Here is a 21,814-nt window from a genome sequence, read left to right as displayed (position 1 = left end):
CAAAATAAGAAGAGAATTTCTCTTGCCTGGAAACGTAGCCCTTTGGGTTTTTCAATTGCAAGTCTTGAAACAGGCACGACGGATCCTTTGATCTGGTTCGGGATCAGCCTCCAGAAATGAATTTGCAATAATTTAACTCTTGAGGGCCGGAGCCGTTTCTTGGCTTTATTTGAACATCTGGGGCCGGAGGTTTTAAAGGACATAATGCGCCTGTACATCGCTGACGATAACATCGAGTTCGCCGAGTTTTGCGCCAAAGTCGCCAACCAGGAGGGCTGGCAGGTGTCGATCTGCGCCGACGGCACGGAACTCGTGGATATTCTGAAGCTCGAAGACACGCCTGCCCTGGTCATCATCGACATCCAGATGCCCAATATAGATGGGATCGAGGTCATCGACTGTCTGCAAGCGATCAACCGGGATCTGAGACTGCGCTTTATCACGGGAGGGCCTCAGAGTTCGGCCTTGGCGGCGCGCATGATTGCGGACGCCAGAGGCTATGATGTCGGCCGCTTTCTGACCAAGCCGCTCTCGGTGAAGAAACTGCGCAGCATTCTGGCTGAAGAACGTGTCTGGGAGGGCTCGTAGCGGAACCGGGGCTGCAGCTCTGCGCTGCACCTGGGCGGCATTTCCGATTTGGGCAGGTATCAGCAACTGGGGGGCTTGAAGGCGGCAGCGTCGTGGCGCACGTGTGCATAGAGCCACCATGCCCTGCGCACGGCACGCCCCCGATATTTCGCGGATTTGGCGCCAGTGGCATAGGATTTACGGGGACTGAGCCAACAAAGGTGCAGGAGCCCACTTTTGGGTGTGGCCCCCTCCCCAAGGCCCACTCAGTTCCACTGGTTCGGTGGGTCAGTTGCGCTGGCGGTCCATTTGTAGCATCCGCCACCGGACTGGCCGCCGCCACCGGGCTGACAGCTATCGAGTGCCTGACACTGCGCCTCGCTGACCGCGCCCTGCGGGGCAGGACCCCATTCATCGGTTGTGTTGGAAAGCCAGAAACAAGAGTCTGGCATCAGCACCATGTTGATCTCGCTGGCGTAGGCGGTCTGATCTTTCAGAGAGGTCCACTGCCAGAATGCCGCGCCCGCAATGTCTGGATAGGCTGCCACATAGGCCGACACGATATCGGAGCATCCCGCGTACATCGTCTCACCTGTACCTGACGCTTCGCAATTGGCTTGGCTGGCTTGCCCACCGACGGTACTGACCGTGGCAAGCCCGGGGTTTAGCTGCGCCGCTGCGACGGTGATATCGGCGGCGTCCTTGCAGGCGAAGGTACCCAGATCCTTGGCAATGGCACCAACGACCTGGCTCGGCATTTGCGCTGACGGACCGGTCCAGCCTTGGCACTGTGCCCCTCCTGCATAGTACTGCCGGTTGATCAGGGTGGGCGTGATCTGGCTGGGACCGGTCAGATTGCAATACTGCCAGACCAGTTCGCTATAGGGATTTCCGGGGCAGTTGTAAGGTGCGATCGAAACCGGAGGCACCGGCGATAGAGTGTCCGCAACGGCCACGGCAAAATTTCGGTAGCCGCTGGCGCTTGTGGTCTCGAAGTCGAGGTCGATTCCAGTGACGGAGTAGTCGCCCATGAAAGTGGACAGGGCGGCCATCGCGGCGGCCTGTTCGGCTTCGGTCGCATTGGCGAAATACGACCAGGTTTCATCATTCTCTGCCCCGCCAATCGAGATGTAGATGGTTTTCCCGGCCTCGCTCAACTCCCGCATCATCGCCTTCGCTGTGCCATCGGGATCGTCGATTGCGCCAATGTTCCAGACCACCTGCGGGTTGGTTCCAGGACAGGTAAAGCCACCGCCAGCCTTCGGTGTGCAGAAGTTGATGAAGGCAAAGACAAAGTGGGAGAAATCCGACCCCGCCATATCGTCGAAATCGGATTGCGTCAGGCCGCCAATGGGCGCAGGGGCGTCTTCGACATAGGTGAGGTTTACCGGGTCAGCAGTTGCGAACGATCCAATGGACAGAAACGTTGCAGCCAGGCCAAGTCTGAACAGGCGTTGCATATGGCGTCCCTCTTGATTTGAAAACACTCTTGCTGCGGCATAGCCCGGTGCCAGCCAGCACTTCTGTCATCGCAGTGGTGCTCGATTAATGGGGCCAGAGCCCACTGGTTGGACGGGGGTCTCCCCCCATCCAAGGCCCACTCAGTCCCACTGGTTCTGTGGATCAGATGCGCTGATGGTCCATTTGTAACAGCCGCCACCGGACTGGCCGCCGCCACCGGACTGACAGCTGTCCAGAGCCTGACACTGCCCCTCACTGACCGCGCCCTGCGGAGCGGGAACCCATTCATCGGTTGCGTTGGAAAGCCAGAAACAAGCATACCAGGGATCGCGCGGCGCGTCCGCGCTGGCTGCCCACTTGTAGCATCCGCCGCCGGATTCTCCTTTCCCGCCGTCACAGCTGTCGAGGGCGAAACACTGGTCTTTGTCGATATTCCCCTGGGGGGCAGGAACCCAAGGATTGCCGGAGTCCGTCGACATCCAAAAGCACGAGTCTGCCATCGCAGAGGTTCCACAAAAACCCGCGATCAGTGCAAATGTCACCGCAATTATTTTTCTTGAGATTCGCATTTGATTTATCCTTTTCCCATGTTCAAATTGGCCCCCAAAAGGGAGAGACCGCCCCTCATTTCAATTCATGAAAATGCCGACCTTCGGCAATACACCAAATTAACACAACCTTTGAGATTCCCATATATCAACAAATCCCCCAAAAGAAGTTTTAATGGGCTTTTCTCACGCCGCCACTACAATTTCGGCTTAGGATCCATTCACCCTCTACCGCGCCGACCGCTTGTGGGCTGGTATCGCATGATGGGCTAAAGTGACTTGCTTACTTGTTTCCATCACATGTTCATCGCCAAACCACAGAACGTTGAGATGACTATGAATTCGGCACGTCCTACTTTCTTCCGGGCGCCGTCAGCACCGGCAATGTGGCGGTGCGTGCAACCTCGTCACTGTCCGCGGTGTAATGGAACGCATAGCGGCCCATTTCCAGGTCCGTGCCCCCCATCTTTTGCAGATCCGCGTCGGTCAAGTGTTCAGCCACCGCTGCATCAAGTGCGTCCCTATCGTAGCCGGTCACCAAGATCAGCCAGGGCATGGGCAAGTCGGCGCCGCGCAGCGCCTGTTCCTGTGTCATCGGTGGCGGTGGGGCGGGTTGCAGCAGATGCGCGCCAACAACGCCACGCGCCTCCATCATCGAAGGCAGCACCTCTGTGCTCAACCACGTCACCAGCTCTGCCTCTTTCCCGGCCTCCGGTAGGAACCGTATGCCAACAGCAGCGGCACCAAGACCGAAGCCCGTGCTGGCCGACACAGAGCAAAAGCCGCGGATCATACCGCGGAACCGTGGCATCATGGCACGGGTCCATTCGCTCGGGTTGTTGAGCCGGTCGAGGTAGGCCTGCGAGGTGGCCACATCGACATCGCTGACCTCGTAGGTCACCAGGTAACGGGGGCTGGCCTCAGTCGCGATCCAGCGGGTGGCGCGGAGGAAACCGGGCACGGAGAGACGCTCGTGGAAATGCTCATAGCTGTGCCAATCATCATGATCGGCCGTATCGCCTTCGATGTCATAGAACAGCACCATCATAGCATCGCTGCGCAGGGTCATGGCCGGCTTCCTTTCAAAATCAGGACAGGTCCGGGTTTGCAGGACAGCGTGCCCGGGCTTGATCTACCGAAGTGCCCGAATACTGTCTTGCCGTGTCATCCGCCACCTGTACCAGCAGAATAGACCTGTTGGCGCGTGACTGACCAGTCGTAACGGCCTCGCCATTGCTGGCGCTACTTTGTCGGCACGGCCTCCCACCGACCTGTGCCAATCGCATCGAAAATCAGCTGCAGGATCAGGCTGCGGACACGTTCATGAGCAAATGTCGCCGGGCGATCAGACAACTCGCAGATATAGAGCGTCCGGCTCAGCTCGGGATCGACAATCGGCCGCGCAACAAGATCCCCTGATCGCAGTTGATCCTGCATGAAAAGCGATGTTCCAATCGCGCATCCCAACCCTGCCCCCAAGGCACCGGCTATAGCACTGACAGAGTTCAGATGCAGCCGCGCCCGTGTCTCCAGTTTCTTGAGCAGGTTGACGTCATCCATCAGCGCCCGCGCGGACAGCCCCTGCTTCAACAGGATGATCGGCAGTTCAAGCAGATCATCGAAGGTGATCGGCACATCCGCCTGGCCGATCAGTTCCGGGCGCCCGACACAGACCATCCGCTCCTCAAGAACGGCCTGGGTGCGCAGCGTGGCATCCTGAGGCGGGTTGTAGACGACAGCCAGATCCACCTCAGAGGACATCAGATGCACCAGCGTCGAGCCGGACAGGCTCTCTGACAGCGACAGTTTGAGGCGTGGATAGTCCCTGAGCACCGTCTCGATCAACTCAAGCCCGATCGCCTTGACCGCAGAATGCGCCATCCCGATCGACACCTCGCCCGCCACGTCGCGCGCTTCGCCGCGCACGTCTTGTTCGGCGGCCTCCATCGACCGCAGAATTGCGCGCGCGTGATCGTAAAGGCGCTCCCCGGCTGCGGTTGGAGTCACCCCCCTGGGCCGCCGGATGAACAGCTTGGTGCCCAGGTCCGCTTCGAGATTGGCCAGGTGATGGCTCAGCGCGGATGTGGCGACATGCAGATGATCGGCAGCCCCGGACAAAGAGCCGTGGTCGTGAATGGCCGCGAAGTATCGAAGCTGGCGAGAGTCCATGGTTTCTAGAATTTCGAACGATATGATCTAAACATTATTAGTTTTTAAATTCTGGTTCAATCGTAACATCTCCTCGAAAGGGAGGACGAGCATGAGCGACACAGGATTTGCCCCATTGGAGGGGGTGCGTGTCATCGAGATGAGCCACATGATCATGGGGCCGTCCTGCGGGATGTTCCTGGCGTTTCTCGGGGCCGAGGTCATCAAGGTGGAGCCGCCGCAGGGCGACAAGACGCGCGACCTCACCGGCATGGGACGCGGGTTCTTCCCGACATTCAATCGCGGCAAGAAGTCGATCACCCTGGACCTCAAATCCGACGCCGGGCGTGCGGCATTGGACAGGTTGCTGGAAGGGGCCGACGTGTTTGTCGAAAACTTCCGCGACAGTTCCTTGGCCGCGATGGGATTTGCCCCGGATACACTGCGCGAACGCCACCCCCGGCTGATCGTTGCCTCCTGCAAGGGGTTCCTGCACGGCCCCTATGAGAATCGCACTGCAATGGACGAGGTCGTCCAGATGATGACCGGCATGGCCTATATGACCGGCCCAACAGGACGGCCGCTGAGGATTGGCTCCTCGGCGAACGACATCATGGGCGGGCTGTTCGGCGCCTTCTCGGTTCTGGGTGCTCTGATGCAGCGCGACCGCGACGGCAAGGGGCACGCGATCCGCGTCGGTCTTTTCGAGAACTGCCTGCTCCTGGTCGCCCAGCACATGGTCCAGTTCGACATCGAGGGCACCGAGGCGCCGCCAATGCCGGAACGTGTGTTCTCCTGGCCGGTCTACGATATCTTCACAACCCGCGACGCGCGCCCGGTCTTCGTTGGTGCCGTGACCGAGGGCCAATGGGCGAAACTCTGTGACGTGCTCGGGCTTGAAGACCTGAAAACCGATCCCCGCCTGCAGACCCGCCCGGACCAGATCGAGGCCAGGGACTGGACCCTGCCGATCATCGAGACGGCGATTGCCGGGCAGGATTTCGCCCCTCTGATCGCCGCCCTTGAACGGAACGGGATTCCCTTCTCTCCGATCTCGCGCCCGGTGGAGATGTATGACGATCCGCATGTCAACCGACCGGGGGGGCTGTTGACCTCCGCATTGCCCGAAGGCGGCAACTATCGCGCCCCCGGCCTGCCTTTCGAAGTGGATGGTGATCCGGCGACCCCGGGTTCGACCGACCTCCCCGAGGTCGGCCAGGATACCGCCGATATTCTGGGTGCTCTCGGACTGGCAGAAGAGGAGGTTTCCGTGGCCGCAGGTCGGAACCGGAGGCAGGTCGCATGACGAGCATCGCCGATCTCTATCCCGCCGACACGGTGACCCTGCGCGAGGTCGGTCTGCGTGACGGTTTGCAACTGGTCAAACGCTTCCCCACAACCCAGGCCAAGAAAGCCTGGCTTCAAAAGGAATATGGCGCCGGCGTGTGCCACTTCGAAGTCGGGTCATTCCTGCCCGCATCGCGGATGCCGCAGTTTGCCGATGTGCGAGAGCTGATTGACGAGGCGACCCGCCTTGGCGCCTTCTCCTCGGCGCTGGCCCTGAACGAACGCGGCGCCAAGGATGCCTGTGACACCAGGGTCAGTGAAATCATCAATGTCATCTCGGCAACCGAAGAGCACAGCCAGGCCAATATGCGCAGGTCACGCGCCGACGCGGTGGAGCTGGTGCGCCGTTCCAAGGCGCTTTCGCAAGGGAGCACCCATAGGCCGCTGGTCAACGCCGGGATCGCGATGGCCTTCGGCTGCTCCATAGCCGGGGAGGTCGACCCGACCGAGGTTCTCCGCCTTGCCGAGGCCTGCCTGGAGGCCGGTGCAGATGCGATTGGCATTGCTGACACGGTTGGGTTCGCCGGCCCGCGTCAGGTTGGGGCATTGACCCAGGCGCTGGTCGAGATCTGCGGCGAGGTTCCGGTCCTAGTGCACCTGCATGACACGCGCGGCATGTCCATCGCCAATGCCGCCGCTGCGATCGACGCCGGTGCGCGCGCGCTAGATGGGTCGCTCGCCGGGCTGGGCGGTTGCCCCTTTGCCCCGGGCGCCACCGGCAATGCCGTGTTCGAAGACCTCGTGTTCCTCTGTGAGACCATGGGCATTCGCACCGGCATCGACCTCATGGCGCTGATTGAGGTCCGAGACATTCTGGCCAAGGAGATGCCGGAAGAAGAACTTCACGGCGCGCTGGCCCGATCCGGGCCGCCGCCGCACGTGAAATGGGCTGCTTGAGGAGGCAGCCCGACTTAAACTGCAATAGGGAGGAAACCATGAAACATCTGTTCCCGGCGCTTGCCGCCGCAACACTCGCCCTGTCCGGATCGGCCGCGTTTGCCGAAGCCAAGGCCATGCGCTGCAGCCACCAACTGCCGCCAGCCCATGCGGTGGCCAAGGTCATTGACCGCTGGGCCGACGAGGTCGAAAGCCAGTCAAAGGGTGAAATCGATGTCCAGATCTTTGGCGCCAACAGCCTGGTCGGCGCCAAGGAGAACATCACCGCCACGGCAAAGGGTGACATCGAATGCGCCTTTTCGGTGCAGTTTCAATGGGGCCGGACACTGCCGATCATGACCGTCACCACCCGTCCCTTCGCCTTTGCCGATATGAACATATGGCGCAACTGGGACGGCTCGGAGGCGGCGAACTTCCTGGAGGACAAGCTGCGCAACAAGGGCGTCGAGAACGTCGTCTGGCTGTTCCAGACCAGCGACTCGGTTTTCACGTCGAATGGCAAATACCTCAAGTCTCCTGACGATTTCAGCGGCATCAAGATGCGTGGCCTGGTTCCAGCATTCAATTCGGCGATCGAAGCGCTTGGGGCATCGCCCGTCTCGATGTCTGGCGGTGAAGTCTACCAGGCGCTGGCTACAGGTGTGATTGACGCGGCCTTGACCGGCACGGATGCCGCGGTATCGCGCAAGTATTTCGAGGTGCAGGACCATTTCACCGTGGTCCCGGTGATCTCGGTCTATTTCCACGGCTACGTGAATCCCAAGTTCTATGCTTCGCTGTCGGATGACGCCAAAACGGCGCTGGATGCGGCCGGTGCCAAGGCTGCGGTCTGGGCCGTAGAAGAGGCCGAGAAGGCCGCCGCTGCCGCACCTGCGGCCCTGGCCGAGAAGGGCGTCAACGTCTACAAGCTCACGCCCGAGGAAAACGCGGCGCTCGAAGCGGTCATGCAACCGGCCTTTGATGCCAAGTTCAGCTCGGACGATCCCGAAAGCCAGAAGCTGCTCGACCTGATCGACCAGTTGCGCGGCCAAGGCTGAGGCCGATGAACGACACTCCCCAGACCCGAGGTGCGGCGCCGAAAGGCGCCGTGCTGAGGGCCATCGACGGGATCGTCTGGCTGGGCGCTGCCCTCAGCACGACGCTGATCCTGATCGCCTTTGCCCTGACCGTCTATGCCGTGTTCATGCGCTATCTCGTGAACAGGCCGCTGCCCTGGTCCGATGACGTGACCGGCTGGATGCTCGTTTCCCTGATTATGCTGGGTGCCGCCGAGGCCTACCGGCGCAATGCCCATATCGCCATTGACCTCGTGACCACGCAGCTCAATCCCCGCGCCTCACGTATACAGGCCTATTTTGCCGACATTGCGGTTCTCGCCTTTGCCATCGTTCTGGGCATCAGCTCCTTGGAAGCCGTCCGGTTCGCACAGTCCTTTGGCGCCTATACCTCGGGCACGGTCGAAGTGCCTCAATGGATCGTGCAGCTTCCCCTTGTTGTCGGGGCCGCGCTGCTGGGCCTTGTCGCCCTATCCCGTATCCTCAGCCGCCTATTGAACGGAGATCCGCAATGACCATGGCGCTCGTCTTTGGTGGGCTGATCCTGCTGCTTCTCACCGGGATGCCGATCTTCGTGGCATTGGGTTTGACTGCCGCCACCATCCTTCTGGTTTTTGAAGGCCATATCGGCAGTATTGCCGACACGGTCTATGCCCATTTCGACAAACCGATCCTGATGACGATCCCGCTTTTCGTCTTTATGGCGCAGCTCATGATCCGCGCCAAGGTGATCGACGATCTTTACGACATGGCGCATGCGGTTGTCGGGCATGTTCGGGGTGGTCTGGGTGTTGCAACCGTGCTGTCCTGCACTATCTTCGCGGCGATTTCAGGATCTTCCGTGGCCACCGCGCTCTCGATCGGGTCAAGCGCCATTCCCCAGATGAAACGCTTCGGCTACCCCGAACGCGATGCACTTGGCGTGATTGCCGCCGGGGGCACATTGGGCATCCTGATCCCACCGTCGGGGCCGATGATCCTCTATGCGATTGTCTCCGAAGTATCGATTGGGGCGCTGTTTCTCGCCGGAATCATCCCGGGCTTGCTCCTTGCCCTGATCTTCTCGGCCTATTGCATCCTCCGCGCCAGCCGCGATCCGTCTCAGGTGTCTCCCGACTGGGTCGGCTGGGGCCGCGTCTTCTCTGCGCTGCGCCGCTCCATCTGGGCCGTGCTCGCCCCGCCGATCGTCATGGGCGGCATCTATTTCGGCATCTTCACCGCCGGAGAAGCCGCCGCCTTTGGCTGTCTCTATGCGCTTGTCGTCGCGCTGACCGTCTATCGCAGCATTGGCCTGAAAGAGATCTGGGACTGCGCGCGCCAGTCCATGCTGACCTCGATGATGGTGTTCATGATCATTGCCGGAGCTGCCATGTTCGGCCACGCCATCACCATCATCCGCCTGCCCATGGGCGTGACCGAGGCCGTCGCGGGCATGGGGCTGGGGCCGATGGGTTTTATGCTGATCGTCATGGCGATGATCTTCATGATGGGGATGTTCTTTGAATCCATCGCCATCATCCTGATCACCACGCCGATTCTGCTGCCCACCATGCATGCGCTTGATATCGACCTGATCTGGTATGGCGTCCTGCTGATGATCAATCTTGAGCTGGCCATGATCACCCCGCCGGTTGGCATGAACCTCTTCGTGATCAAGGGCATCACAGATGCCCCCCTGTCCGAAGTGGTGCGCGGCGCTGCGCCCTATGTGGTTCTGATGCTGGGGGGATTGGTCCTGATGATGCTGGTTCCGGGACTTGCCACCTGGTTGCCCTATGCGTCAGGGTTCGGACGCTAAGAACCGCCGTCTTGCCAGTTGACCCGCCCCCCAGGGCTAAGGTAGTGACAGCCCTCCCGGCGCCAGGCACAGACAGGGGCGCGGGCTGTGGGAGGCTGGCTGCCACGCCATGCGGCGCATCTGTCGAAGCCTGGCACCGCGAGGACGGGATGGGTGACCAAGCGGTGAGCGCATCCCAGTCGGCCAGGGCTGCAGGGGCCGCTATGACTGGCAATTCCTTGCGCTTTGCGCGCGTTCAAAGAGGCGGCGATCTCATGTCGCGAGGGAAATCCAACTTCGCCACCATCCATATGTTGACAATGAGATAACAAAAACATCAATATCGTGTAGCTTCGGTTCTTTCGATTCCATCGGAAGCTAAGAGGGAAGCCGGTGAGAGTCCGGCACTGCCCCCGCAACTGTAAGCGGTGAGCTAGGCTGAATGTGCCACTGAGAGCATGCTTTCGGGAAGGTCGGCCCAGGCCTTGATCCGCAAGTCAGGAGACCTGCCGAGCCACAAGATGACAACCACGAACGGTGGGTTCGGGAACGCACTTGAGCTGCTGCGGCTCAGGACGTCCCCGGCTGCCAATAAAAGGACTGAGGGACCCATGAGCATTATCGTCTATTCCAAGCCGGCCTGTGTGCAATGTACCGCGACCACGCGTGCGCTGGACGCCAAGGGGATCACATATGACGTGATTGACCTGACCCAGGATGACCACGCCATGACCCATGTGACCGAGCTGGGTTACCGTCAGGCGCCTGTTGTTGTTGCCGGTGGCGATCACTGGTCGGGCTTCCGTCCCGACATGATCGCACGTCTCGCCTAGGCGATGTGCGCGCCAGTTCCGGCGCTGGTCTACTTTTCATCGGAATCCGGGAACACCCATCGCTTTGTTCAGCGCTTGGGTCTTCCATTTTTGCGCATTCCGATTGGTGAAGGCCCCTTGCCGGATCTCTGTCGCCCCTTTGTCCTGATCTGTCCGACCTATGCGGATGGCGAGGGCCGTGGAGCGGTGCCAAAGCAGGTGATCCGCTTTCTGAACGACCCGGGCAAGCGCGCCTGGATCAAGGGTGTGATTGGCGCAGGCAACCGGAACTTTGGCGAGACATACGCCCTGGCCGGTCGCATTATTGCGCAGAAATGCAATGTCCCGCTGCTCTACTCTTTCGAGCTGGCGGGAACCGAAACCGACATTGCCCACGTCAAGACGGGGCTAGAACGACTAGGGAGAGATTTATGCTCGACAGCAGCATAAACGAACAGGACTACCACGCGCTGAACGCGATGCTGAACCTCTACGATGCGGAGGGCAAAATCCGCTTTGATGCCGATCGCCTGGCCGCGCGGCAGTATTTCCTCCAGCATGTGAACCAGAACACCGTCTTCTTCCACTCGCTTGACGAAAAGCTGGGGTATCTGGTTTCCGAGGGCTACTACGAGGAAGAGGTCCTGGATCAGTATTCCAAGAACTTCCAGCGCGCGATCTGGGATGCGGCCTATGCCAAGAAGTTCCGCTTCCCGACCTTCCTCGGTGCGTTCAAATACTACACCTCCTACACGCTGAAGACCCGTGACGGGCAGCGCTATCTGGAACGCTACGAGGACCGTGTCGTCATGACCGCTCTGGCGCTGGCCCGTGGCGATGAAGCCCTGGCGACATCCTTCATGGAAGAGATCCTGGCTGGTCGTTTCCAGCCCGCCACGCCGACCTTCCTTAATGCCGGCAAGAAGTCCCGGGGCGAGCTGATCTCCTGCTTCCTGTTGCGGCTGGAAGACAACATGGAAAGCATCGGCCGCGGCATCAACTCCGCGCTGCAACTCAGCAAGCGGGGCGGTGGCGTTGCGCTTCTGCTGACCAATATCCGCGAACACGGTGCCCCGATCAAAGGGATCGAAAACCAGTCATCCGGCGTCATCCCGGTGATGAAGCTGCTGGAAGACAGTTTCTCCTATGCCAACCAGCTGGGTGCGCGTCAGGGTGCAGGGGCGGTCTATCTCAATGCCCACCATCCGGACATCATGCGCTTCCTCGACACCAAGCGCGAGAACGCCGACGAGAAGATCCGCATCAAGACGCTGTCGCTGGGCGTGGTGATTCCCGATATCACCTTCGAACTCGCCAAGAAGAACGCCGACATGTACCTGTTCTCGCCGCATGACGTGGAAAAGGTCTATGGCGTGCCCTTCTCTGAAATCTCGATCACCGAGAAATACGCAGAGATGGTGGACGACAAGCGCATCAAGAAGTCCAAGGTCAACGCCCGCGAGTTCTTCCAGACCATCGCCGAGATCCAGTTTGAATCGGGCTACCCCTACGTGATGTTCGAGGACACGGTGAACCGGATGAACCCCATCGACGGGCGCATCAACATGTCCAACCTGTGCTCGGAAATCCTGCAGGTGAACGAGGCCTCCACCTTCAACGAGGATCTCAGCTACGATCATCTGGGCTCTGACATCTCCTGCAACCTCGGTTCGTTGAACATTGCCAAGACCATGGATGGCAAGGATCTGGGCCGCACCGTCGGCGCCGCGATCCGCGCCTTGACCGCCGTGTCGGAAATGTCCGCCATCGACAGCGTGCCCTCGGTGCGCAAGGGCAACGATGACAGCCACGCCATCGGTCTGGGCCAGATGAACCTGCATGGTTTCCTGGCGCGGGAGCATATCCACTATGGCAGCCCCGAGGGGATCGAGTTCACCTCGGTCTACTTTGCCGCCGTTGCCTATCACGCGATCCGCACCTCCTGCGATCTGGCGCGGGAACGCAAGGCCAGCTTCAAGGGCTTTGAACGCTCCGACTATGCCTCTGGCGTGTTCTTCGACAAATACACCGACCGCGACTGGCTGCCTGAAAACGACAGGGTCAAAGCGCTGTTCCAGGACATCGCCCTGCCCACCCGCGAAGACTGGGCCGCACTCAAGGCGGATGTGATGGAGCACGGGCTGTTCAATCGCAACCTGCAGGCCGTGCCGCCGACCGGGTCGATCTCCTATATCAACAACTCGACCTCTTCGATCCACCCGATCGTCTCGAAGATCGAGATCCGCAAGGAAGGCAAGATCGGCCGGGTCTACTACCCCGCCGCCTTCATGAACAACGAGAACCTCGAATACTATCGCGATGCCTATGAGATCGGCCCCGAGGCGCTGATCGACACCTATGCGGCGGCCACCGAACATGTGGACCAGGGCCTGTCCCTGACGCTGTTCTTCCCGGCCGAGGCGACCACCCGCGACATCAACCGCGCCCAGATCTACGCCTGGAAAAAGGGCATCAAGACCATCTACTACATTCGTCTGCGCCAGGAGGCCCTTGAAGGCACCGAGGTGCAGGGCTGCGTATCCTGTACCCTTTGAGGCGGACCCGAGAGACATGAAAGACATGAGCGAAACCCGCATCCCCCGCGCCATCAACTGGAACCGGCTGGAAGACGACAAGGATCTGGAGGTCTGGAACCGCCTGACCGTGAACTTCTGGCTGCCTGAAAAGGTGCCGCTGTCCAACGATATCCAAAGCTGGGCGACTCTGACGGATCAGGAAAAACAGCTGACCATCCGCGTGTTTACCGGCCTGACGCTGCTGGACACCATCCAGAACTCGGTTGGTGCCCCGGCGCTGATGCCCGATGCGATCACCCCCCATGAAGAGGCGGTGCTGACCAATATCGCCTTCATGGAGGCGGTGCATGCGCGCAGCTACTCCTCGATCTTCTCGACACTGTGTTCCACCAAGGAGATCGACGAGGCCTTCCGCTGGTCCGAGGAAAACCCGCATCTGCAGGCAAAGGCCCGCGCGATCCTGAACACCTATGCGCCGGGCAATGATCCGCTGAAACGCAAGATCGCCAGCGTGTTCCTGGAAAGCTTCCTGTTCTACTCCGGCTTCTATCTGCCGATGTACTGGTCCAGCCGCGCAAAGCTGACCAACACCGCCGATCTGATCCGCCTGATCATCCGCGACGAAGCGGTGCATGGCTATTACATCGGCTACAAGTTCCAGCGCGGCTATGAACAGCTGGATGAGGCCCGTCAGCAAGAGCTGAAAGACTATGCCTTTGGCCTGATGTTCGAGCTTTACGACATCGAGAACCAGTACACCGAAGAGCTCTATGACGAGATCGACCTGACCGAGGACGTCAAGGTCTTCCTGCACTACAATGCGAACAAGGCGCTGCAGAACCTCGGGTTTGAAGCGCTGTTCCCGCCGGAAGTCTCCGAGGTCAATCCGGCCATCCTTGCGGCGCTCAGCCCCGACAGCGAAAACCACGACTTCTTCTCGGGGTCGGGATCCTCCTATGTCATCGGCAAGGCCGTGGCGACAGAGGACGAAGACTGGGATTTCTGATCCCTGGCCTCACTGAGATGAGGCAACCGTCAAGATAAGGCTCTGTCAGTCAGACAGGACAGGCAGACAGGACAGGCGGCGGAAGCATCGGGGCAAATCCCGGATGCAAACCGCCGCCTGTCACCGTTTCCGTGGGCGCGATGATGCGGAACCGGCTGTGCTACGCAGCCTTGCCGGTCAGGCGCACCGGAGCATCCCCCGGACAGCCTGAACCGCCCGCGCCCTGCCGCATGTTCGTTTCCCGCAACGCCCATAGGGAAACAGGCACCTGAATCGCATGGCCTTTCATTGCCGCATGTGGCAAGGGAAGGGAAGCCAGCGTCATGCAGCCGCCTGTCGCAAGCCGGACCTCTTTTCAGACCGATGAGATACCGAAAGGCTTGCCATGATCCTCAGAACGCTTGCTTGTGCTGCCACCCTTTTCCTGACCGGCGCGGCCCTGGCCGCCCCCCTGACCGTCGACACCGCGCGCGGCCCTGCCGAGGTGCCGGACAGCCCCGGAACGGTGGCGGTTTTTGATGTGGCGGCGGTGGATACGCTGGTCGCCCTCGGCGTGCCGATCGCGGGGACGCTGAACGGGCTTTATGTGGAGTACCTGGAGGAAACGGCAGCCAAGGCGGCGGATCTCGGAACCTTCTGGGAACCCGATATGGAGGCGCTGCACGCGCTGGCGCCGGATCTGATCGTTGTCGGCAGCCGCAGTTCCGATCAGGTGAAACCCCTGTCGCGGATCGCCCCTGCCATCGATATGACGGTGGGGCATGACACTGTGGCCGAAGGGCTGGCGCGGTTGCAGACCTATGGCGAGATCTTCTCCCGCCAGGACAGGGCCGCCGACCTGAAGGCGGCGTTCGAAGACCGGCTGCAACGGGCCAGGGCGGCCGCCGCAGGCAAGGGCACCGCGCTGGTCATCATGACCAACGGCCCCAAGATCTCGGCCTATGGAACCGGTGGCCGCTTTGGCTGGCTGCACACGGATCTGGAGCTGCCGGAAGCCGCGCCCGAGATCGGCGCCTCGGTCCATGGTGAGAGCATCTCCTTCGAGTTCATCCGCGACAAGAACCCCGATTGGCTGATCGTGCTGGACCGGCTCTCAGCTATCGGTCGCCCCGGCGAAGGGGCTGCGGCGACGCTCGACAATGTGCTGGTGCAGGGCACCAAGGCCTGGTCCTCGGGGCAGGTGATCTATCTGAATTCGGCCGACATCTATGTTGCAGGTGGTGGCATCCAGTCGATGACCCGCACGCTGGATCAGCTGATCGCGCGTTTCGAAGGCCACTGATCCGCCATGCGCGCTGCTCTGCTGGCCCTGTTGGCGCTGATCCTGCTGAGCACCCTGTCGTTACTGGTGGGGGCAACGGGACTTGATGCCCGGAGCCTGACCAATGGCGAGGCCTGGGCGCTGATCCGTGACAGCCGCCTGCCGCGGCTGCTGGCTGCGCTGCTGACCGGCGCGTCGCTGGCGATTGCCGGGCAGATCATGCAGCTGATTGCCCGCAACCGCTTTGTCGAGCCGATGACCGCCGGAACCGGGCAAAGCGCGATCCTCGGGATCCTGCTGGTTTCAATGCTGCTGCCCGGGGCTTCGGTGGCGCTGAAGATGGCCTTGGCCTCCTCGGTGGCGCTGGCGGGCAGCTTGGGGTTCTTTGCCATCACCCAGCGGCTGCCGCCCGCGCAGCCCTTGCTGGTGCCCCTGGTGGGGCTGGTCTATGGCGGCGTCATCGGCGCCGGAACCGCCTATGTCGCCTTTCAGGCCGATATGCTGCAGTACCTGGAAATCTGGACCAGTGGCGAGTTCTCCGGCACCATGCGCGGCCGCTATGAGCTGTTGTGGCTGGCCGGGCTGGCAGTGGTGTTCAGCTATCTGGTGGCGGATCAATTCTCGATCCTGGGACTGGGACAGGAGGTCAGCCTGAACCTGGGCCTCAACTACCGGCAAGTGGTAATGAGTGGGCTTGTGGTGATTGCCCTGGTCACCGGGCTGACGGTGGTGACCGTTGGGATGATCCCCTTTATCGGGCTGGTGGTGCCCAATCTGGTCAGCCGGTTGGCAGGCGACAACCTGCGCCGCAGCCTGCCGGTGACGGCGCTGGCAGGTGCGGCCCTGGTGCTGGCGGCGGATCTGCTTGGCCGTCTGGTGATCCACCCCTTCGAAATTCCGGCCTCGACGGTGATCGGTATCATTGGCGCGGCGGTCTTCCTGTGGATGCTCTATGGCAAAGGCTCGGCCCATGCTGCGTAACCGGATGCTTCTGCTGGTGCTGGCACTGATCCTGTGCTGCCTTGGCTATCTGTTGACCGGTGTGCGGGGCAGCTGGGCCTTTGCGCTGGAGTTTCGTGGCCTGAAGCTGGCGGCGCTTCTCCTGGTCGGCGCCGCCCAGGCGGTGGCGGCGATTATGTTCCAGACCATTACCGGCAACCGGATCCTGACCCCATCGATCATGGGCTTCGACGCGCTTTACCTGCTGATCCTGAGCGGCATTGTCTTCGCCTTCGGAGCTCAGGCCTATCAGCAGATTGATCCCTGGCTGGTGGTGCTGGGCAATGCGGTGCTCTTATGCGCTGCGGCGGTGGCCCTGTTCGGTGCAGTGCTGCGGCAAGGGCAGAGCGATCTGATGCGGATGGTGCTAACCGGGGTGGTGCTGGCGGTGATGCTGCGCTCGATCACCAGCTTCCTGCAACGGATGATCGACCCGAACGAATACGCAGCCGTGCAGGCGGCCTCCTTTGCGCGCTTTTCCCGGGCCGAGACCGATCTGCTGGCGCTGGCGGCCCTGCTCAGCCTTGTGGCACTGGCCATGGCCTGGCGGTTGCGGTTCCGACTGGATGTGCTGGCGCTGGGGCCGACCGCCGCGCTGTCGTTGGGAGAGAACCCGCTCACGGGGCAGCGGCTCGTCCTTTTGCTGATCTCGGTCCTGGTGGCCGTGTCCACCGCCCTTGTGGGGCCGGTTGCCTTCTTCGGACTGCTGGTGACCGCGCTCACCTATGTCGTGCTGCCGACGCATCGCCATGCGGTGCTGCTGCCCGGCGGGGTGTTGATGGCCGGGATCGTGCTGGTGGGTGGGCAATGGCTGATGGAGCGGGTCATGCATCTGGATACGCCGCTGAGCGTGGTGGTCGAATTCCTGGGCGGGCTGGTGTTCCTGCTTTTGCTTCTGAAAGGGTTGAAACGATGATCGATGTTCAGGGCGTCTCCTACCGGATCGGCAGCGCGCAGATCCTGCGCAATGTGAGCCTGCAGCTCAGACGCGGCGGGGTGATCGCCCTGGCCGGTCCCAACGGGGCTGGTAAATCGACGCTCTTGTCGCTGGTGGCACGGTTGCAGAGCCTGCAAAGCGGCAGGATTGCCGTGGACGATCTGGAGATCGGCGCATGCGATGATCGCGCGCTGGCCCGCAAACTGGCGATCCTGCCGCAGCATGTGAACGCCTCCAGCCGGTTGACCGTGCGCGATCTGGTGGGTTTTGGCCGCTACCCGCATCATCGCGGCCGACCCGATGCCCAGGACCGCGCCCGGGTGGAGGAGGCGCTGCAACTGTTCGATCTGATGCCCTTTGCGCAGCGGCACCTTGAGACCCTGTCGGGTGGTCAGCGGCAGCGGGCCTTTGTCGCGATGGCCTATGTGCAGGACACCGATTTCCTGCTGCTGGATGAGCCGCTGAACAATCTGGACCTGGCCGCCTCGCGGGCCTTGATGGCCCAGCTGCGGGATCTGGCCGACAGCAAGGGGCGGACCGTGGTGATCGTGCTGCACGATATCAACTACGCCACCGCCTATGCGGATCGCATCGTGGTGATGAAGGGTGGCGCGGTCGTCGCCGATGGCGCCCCGCGGGAGGTGGTGACCGAGGCGATGCTTCGTTCGGTCTTTGAAACCGAGGCGCGGGTGGAAATCGCCGCAGGGCGCCCGGTGGTGCTGGTCTGACCTCCGATCACGTTTGGCTTGTGCGGCCCCTGAGCCTGTACCTGCATGACAGGGCTGAGCAACCTAAGAACTGCTCAAAACCTACTCAGGGCAAGCCCGCCTCAGGACCCCTGACCGTTGTCGCGGTCCGACCAGGTCATGGTTTCGAAGTCTTCCCGGAAGGCGAATGTCTTCAGGTGGCTGTCAATCACCCCGCGGCCACGGGACAGGGCGGCGTCGTCCGCACCGGAGATTTCCGCCACAAGCGCCTGCTCGGTTGCCCTGAGATGAGCCGGGCCAAAAGGAAAGGCGACCTGGCCCGCACTGCTGTCGTGGTTGACCTCGACCTTATGGGCAAAATGTTTGCAGAGCTGCTGCAGGTATTTGCTGGCGTGCCGGGTTTCGAACCGGCCGGTTTGTCTGAGCATCTTGATCTGGCATCCGTTGCTGGAGATGGGGCAGAGGGGCGCATGACACCCCTCTGTGTGTGGTCTTGGACAAGGGTCCTGAGTGCCTTCCGCCTCAGAACTTGAGGCGCGCGGTCAGTCCGATCGTACGGCCGGGCTCGTTCAGGGGGATCACCCGGGTGGAGTCGATGCCATCGGCGCTGCGGCTTGCATAGGTCTCGTTCAGGAGATTGCGCAGGTCGAGCCGGACCTCGAGGTTGCTCAGGCTGCGCGGGGTATAGGCCGCATAGACGTTCACCACTTCATAGCCGGGCAGCTCAACAGCCGTGTCGCTGTTCTTCAGCGCAATTTCGGCGGTGCCGCCGAAACGCCATTGGTCGTCCAGCGTCCAGCCCGCTTCCAGCGCGATCAGGTGCCCCATGGGACGCCCCAGGTAATAGGCTGTTGACCCGACTGCGGCGCCGTTCAGCTCGACATCCGCATAGGTCCAGCTGGCCCGCGCAAACCCGCTCGCCCAGGCATATTCCAGCGTTGTATCGATGCCCTGGCTCTTCAGGTCCGCCGTGGCGCCACGGGCACCGCCGGTGGGAAGGACTGCGGAAATGTCGTCCACATCTGTCCGGAACAGAGCGGCGCTGGCCTTCCAGGTGCCATTGTCAAACCGCAGGCCGATCCGGCCGGCATTGGCGCGCGAGGTGGTAAAGCCGGTGTAATCCCAGGCGCCGCCAAAGTTCACCAACCCCGCCTCGCCAAGTTCATAGCCACCCCAGCTAGACGCCAGACCGGCGTTCAAGGTCCAGGTGTCGGAGAGGATCACGTCAAGCGAACCATTGGCGCTGAAGCCGTCGCCTGAGAACCGGGAGCCATCGGCAGCGGTAAAATCCTGGCTGTCATAACGGGCGCCATAGCTGACCGAAAACCGGTCCCCCAGATCCTGGCGCGCCTGCGCAAAGAGGCCGATATTATCCAGCTCCTCCCGACCTGACGAGCCAAAGGGACCAGGCCCCCGACCCGCGCCTTCGGCGCTTTCATTGAAGAAATCCAGACCGGCGGTCAATGTGCCGCCAGTGATCGCAAAGCGGTTCTTGATGGTGCCGCTCAGGCTCTTGTTGGTGCCATAAACACCGATGGCATCGATTTCCTGCTCGTTGTGGCTCAGCTGAACGACCGGATCCCAGATCCCCTGCGATTGGGTGTTGGAATAGGTCAACGTGTAGGAGGTCCGGCGCGACAGACCTTCGGCCAGCACGCTGGGCCCGGAGGTGATGCCGGCAAGATCGGGTCGGATGAACAGGATCCCGCCAGGACCGGCCTGTGCTGCGCGCAGCCCGGTGTCTTCGGTCCGCGAGGCCGCAAATTCAAACCGGTGGCCCGACTGGCTTTCATAGGCTAGCTTGCCGACATAGTCGGTCAGATCGGCCTGGGTGCCCAGGACCGTATTGCCGTCGCCATCCTCATAATCATCGCCCGTGCGACGGGTTCCGCTCAACAGGAATTCAAAGCCACCCTGGCGGCCGAACAGCGCCAGCGAAGTTTCCAAATCGATCCCGTTGTCGCTGGTTCCAAGCCGGGCCTGACCGCCAAAATTGTCTCCGTCTTCCAGCAGATCGGCGGCGTCCTTGGTTTGATAGGCGATGGAGCCCGCCAGAGCCCCCGCACCTGCATCGGCCGGTGCCAGGCCTTTGCTGATCTCGACCGATTTCAGCAGTTCGGGATCCAGCAGCACGTTGCCGGTGTGGTGAAAGGCCGATTTGTTCTGCCGGGCGCCGTCGATGGTGACAGAGAGCAGGCTTTCCTCGATCCCGTTCACAAAGACCTTCTGCGCAATGGCCGCGCCGCCGCCTGCGTTCACCGCGCTTTCCCCGGCGAAGATATCCTTGGTGGTCGAAGGATTGCGGGCCTCGATCATCTCTTCGGTGATCTCTTCATTGCCGAGCAAGGCCTGGGCCTCTGGCGCCTCGATCCGAATTTCTCCCAGGTCTACAGCCTCACCCTCCTGGGCCAGGGCTGTGGTGGCAAGAAAAGGCGTGGACAATGCGGTCCCGGCCAGCATGAAGAAGCGCAACGGCATCCGCAGCATGGTATCATTCCCATTAGTTGACTATTTCCGTTGGATTAGTAAGTTATCGAGATGTGTCCCGCCAGCCGACGACCTTTGCGCGCTGTTCAAATTGCTTTGCAAAACGCGCAAAACCGCTGTCCCTTCGCCACCGGGTTTTGATTTCAGAGACTGGACCCGACTATGGCCGGACATGGCACCCATATCCCCGAGGCCCCCACCGACGCGCGGCAGCTGGATTGGTTCAGCAAGACAGACAGCCCGAAGCCGCATGTCTTTGAGGGGCTGTTGACGGCGCAGGAACTGCAGAATGGCTTTGGCCTGCACACATTGAATGCCACGGCCCGACAGAGTTTCGAAATCAACAGCCAGCGCCATCCAGGGGCGGTTTTGCATTGTTTCCTGGAGGGCAGCACCGAAGCCTCGCTTGCCGGGCAGCCGATGAACCTGGGACGCAGACCCGGGGCTCCGCTCAAGCTGGTGCTGACGTCGATTGATGAAACCCAGCGCTTCATTCGCCGCTCGCAGCCCAATGAATATGTGCGGAAGATCAGCATTCAAATGTCGCAGGAGTGGTTGGATCAGAACGGTCTCATGCTGCCGCCCACAGGTGCCGGTGAGCCTCTGCTCCGTCTCGAATGGGATGCGGATCTGCAGCAAACCCGTATTTTGGAAAAGCTGGCGCAAACCTCGAGCTTTGCCGCACCGATCGTCCGGCTGCAGGCCGAGGCGATGTCGCTGCAGCTTGTGGCGGGCTGTTTTGACGATCTACCGGGGCAGCGGGTGGGCTCCGATCTGACTCAGCGGGAGCTTTCGCAATTGCGCCGGATCGAGGACTTCGCCCGGCAGCCGGGGCCGCTGCCAACGTTGCAGGACATGGCCACTGAAGGGGGGGTGAGCCTGTCCGGTCTGCGCCGTCTCATCCAAAAAGCCCATGGTCGGGCACCGCTGTCGCATGCCCGCCATATTCGCCTGAACCTGGCCCGCGCCGCTTTGGAAAGGGATCAGCTCAGCGTGGAGGAAGCAGCCGAGCTGGCCGGTTACGGGTCATCCGCCAACTTTGCCACCGCCTTCCGCCGGACTTTTGGCGTGGTGCCGTCACAGGTCCGGCGACCGGGGCGGTCGCATTGACCTTGCTGTCGATCATGTAACGGTAAGGTATTCGAAGGAGGCCTGTTCGGCCACTTGGTGTTTTGATTTTCTTGTTGGATTTATTGGTTGCGGGAGCAGGATTTGAACCTGCGACCTTCAGGTTATGAGCCTGACGAGCTACCTGGCTGCTCCATCCC

Annotated in this window: 21 protein-coding genes and 1 riboswitch; of the genes, 15 read left to right on the top strand and 6 right to left on the bottom strand. The window is 61.3% G+C overall.

Annotated features, from left to right (window positions below; all coding sequences use genetic code 11):
* Positions 1-159: 159 nt before the first annotated feature.
* Entirely contained in the window at positions 160-588 is a 429-nt protein-coding gene (locus tag PXK07_RS15605; RefSeq protein WP_274849278.1) for a response regulator, read from the top strand.
* Between the two features lie 245 nt (positions 589-833).
* Here PXK07_RS15605 and PXK07_RS15600 read toward each other — a convergent pair whose 3' ends face one another.
* From PXK07_RS15600 to PXK07_RS15585, 4 genes are all read right to left on the bottom strand, one after another.
* Entirely contained in the window at positions 834-2,027 is a 1,194-nt protein-coding gene (locus PXK07_RS15600; protein WP_274849276.1) for a glycosyl hydrolase family 18 protein, read from the bottom strand.
* A gap of 141 nt (positions 2,028-2,168) precedes the next feature.
* On the bottom strand, positions 2,169-2,597 hold the full coding sequence (locus PXK07_RS15595) for a hypothetical protein (RefSeq protein WP_274849275.1): 429 nt from the start codon (positions 2,595-2,597) through the stop codon (positions 2,169-2,171).
* Between the two features lie 331 nt (positions 2,598-2,928).
* On the bottom strand, positions 2,929-3,645 hold the full coding sequence (locus PXK07_RS15590) for a hypothetical protein (protein ID WP_274849274.1): 717 nt from the start codon (positions 3,643-3,645) through the stop codon (positions 2,929-2,931).
* 173 nt (positions 3,646-3,818) lie between these two features.
* Positions 3,819-4,745, bottom strand: a complete 927-nt coding sequence (locus PXK07_RS15585) for a LysR family transcriptional regulator (RefSeq protein WP_274849273.1) — start codon at positions 4,743-4,745, stop codon at positions 3,819-3,821.
* A 91-nt stretch (positions 4,746-4,836) separates the two neighbouring features.
* Between PXK07_RS15585 and PXK07_RS15580 the strand changes: the two genes are divergently transcribed.
* The 13 genes from PXK07_RS15580 to PXK07_RS15520 all read left to right on the top strand — a co-directional run bounded on the left by PXK07_RS15580 (position 4,837) and on the right by PXK07_RS15520 (position 18,080).
* Entirely contained in the window at positions 4,837-6,030 is a 1,194-nt protein-coding gene (locus tag PXK07_RS15580; RefSeq protein ID WP_274849272.1) for a CaiB/BaiF CoA transferase family protein, read from the top strand.
* Positions 6,027-6,968 (top strand): hydroxymethylglutaryl-CoA lyase, encoded by a 942-nt coding sequence (locus PXK07_RS15575; protein WP_274849271.1) that lies wholly within the window; start codon positions 6,027-6,029, stop codon positions 6,966-6,968. The genes PXK07_RS15580 and PXK07_RS15575 overlap by 4 nt, the downstream gene beginning before the upstream one ends.
* A gap of 38 nt (positions 6,969-7,006) precedes the next feature.
* On the top strand, positions 7,007-8,005 hold the full coding sequence (gene dctP / locus PXK07_RS15570) for a TRAP transporter substrate-binding protein DctP (RefSeq protein WP_274849269.1): 999 nt from the start codon (positions 7,007-7,009) through the stop codon (positions 8,003-8,005).
* Between the two features lie 5 nt (positions 8,006-8,010).
* A complete protein-coding gene (locus PXK07_RS15565; RefSeq protein WP_274849268.1) occupies positions 8,011-8,538 on the top strand; it encodes a TRAP transporter small permease in 528 nt (175 codons plus the stop codon).
* Positions 8,535-9,821 (top strand): TRAP transporter large permease, encoded by a 1,287-nt coding sequence (locus PXK07_RS15560; RefSeq protein ID WP_274849267.1) that lies wholly within the window; start codon positions 8,535-8,537, stop codon positions 9,819-9,821. Before PXK07_RS15565 ends, PXK07_RS15560 begins: the two co-directional genes overlap by 4 nt.
* Positions 9,822-10,137: 316 nt before the next feature.
* Positions 10,138-10,328, top strand: a riboswitch (cobalamin riboswitch).
* An 83-nt stretch (positions 10,329-10,411) separates the two neighbouring features.
* On the top strand, positions 10,412-10,633 hold the full coding sequence (gene nrdH / locus PXK07_RS15555; protein WP_274849266.1) for a glutaredoxin-like protein NrdH: 222 nt from the start codon (positions 10,412-10,414) through the stop codon (positions 10,631-10,633).
* A gap of 3 nt (positions 10,634-10,636) precedes the next feature.
* On the top strand, positions 10,637-11,062 hold the full coding sequence (nrdI, locus tag PXK07_RS15550; protein WP_274849264.1) for a class Ib ribonucleoside-diphosphate reductase assembly flavoprotein NrdI: 426 nt from the start codon (positions 10,637-10,639) through the stop codon (positions 11,060-11,062).
* Positions 11,044-13,167, top strand: coding sequence for a class 1b ribonucleoside-diphosphate reductase subunit alpha (gene nrdE, locus PXK07_RS15545; RefSeq protein ID WP_274849263.1), 2,124 nt, complete (start codon positions 11,044-11,046; stop codon positions 13,165-13,167). The genes nrdI and nrdE overlap by 19 nt, the downstream gene beginning before the upstream one ends.
* Before the next feature lie 16 nt (positions 13,168-13,183).
* Positions 13,184-14,155: a class 1b ribonucleoside-diphosphate reductase subunit beta gene (nrdF, locus tag PXK07_RS15540; RefSeq protein ID WP_274849262.1), complete on the top strand. Its 972-nt coding sequence runs from the start codon at positions 13,184-13,186 to the stop codon at positions 14,153-14,155.
* A 385-nt stretch (positions 14,156-14,540) separates the two neighbouring features.
* Complete coding sequence (locus PXK07_RS15535; protein WP_274849261.1) at positions 14,541-15,437, top strand: siderophore ABC transporter substrate-binding protein; 897 nt, start codon at positions 14,541-14,543, stop codon at positions 15,435-15,437.
* Positions 15,438-15,443: 6 nt separating this feature from the next.
* Positions 15,444-16,397 (top strand): ABC transporter permease, encoded by a 954-nt coding sequence (locus tag PXK07_RS15530; protein ID WP_274849260.1) that lies wholly within the window; start codon positions 15,444-15,446, stop codon positions 16,395-16,397.
* Complete coding sequence (locus PXK07_RS15525) at positions 16,369-17,331, top strand: iron chelate uptake ABC transporter family permease subunit (RefSeq protein ID WP_446728553.1); 963 nt, start codon at positions 16,369-16,371, stop codon at positions 17,329-17,331. Before PXK07_RS15530 ends, PXK07_RS15525 begins: the two co-directional genes overlap by 29 nt.
* Complete coding sequence (locus PXK07_RS15520) at positions 17,328-18,080, top strand: iron ABC transporter ATP-binding protein (protein WP_274849259.1); 753 nt, start codon at positions 17,328-17,330, stop codon at positions 18,078-18,080. The genes PXK07_RS15525 and PXK07_RS15520 overlap by 4 nt, the downstream gene beginning before the upstream one ends.
* A 101-nt stretch (positions 18,081-18,181) precedes the next feature.
* Here the strand turns inward: PXK07_RS15520 and PXK07_RS15515 are convergent, their stop codons facing one another.
* The gene (locus PXK07_RS15515) at positions 18,182-18,487 is read right to left on the bottom strand and encodes a DUF2218 domain-containing protein (protein WP_274849258.1); all 306 of its coding nucleotides are present in this window, start codon (positions 18,485-18,487) and stop codon (positions 18,182-18,184) included.
* 94 nt (positions 18,488-18,581) lie between these two features.
* Complete coding sequence (locus PXK07_RS15510) at positions 18,582-20,546, bottom strand: TonB-dependent receptor domain-containing protein (RefSeq protein WP_274849256.1); 1,965 nt, start codon at positions 20,544-20,546, stop codon at positions 18,582-18,584.
* 162 nt (positions 20,547-20,708) lie between these two features.
* Here PXK07_RS15510 and PXK07_RS15505 point away from each other — a divergent pair, with 162 nt between their 5' ends.
* Positions 20,709-21,656: a helix-turn-helix transcriptional regulator gene (locus PXK07_RS15505; RefSeq protein WP_274849255.1), complete on the top strand. Its 948-nt coding sequence runs from the start codon at positions 20,709-20,711 to the stop codon at positions 21,654-21,656.
* The last annotated feature ends 158 nt before the right edge of the window (positions 21,657-21,814 follow it).

The organism is Phaeobacter sp. QD34_24, assembly GCF_028890115.1.
In the GTDB taxonomy this organism is placed as follows: domain Bacteria; phylum Pseudomonadota; class Alphaproteobacteria; order Rhodobacterales; family Rhodobacteraceae; genus Phycobacter.
This window is presented reverse-complemented; position numbering and strand designations above follow the sequence as displayed.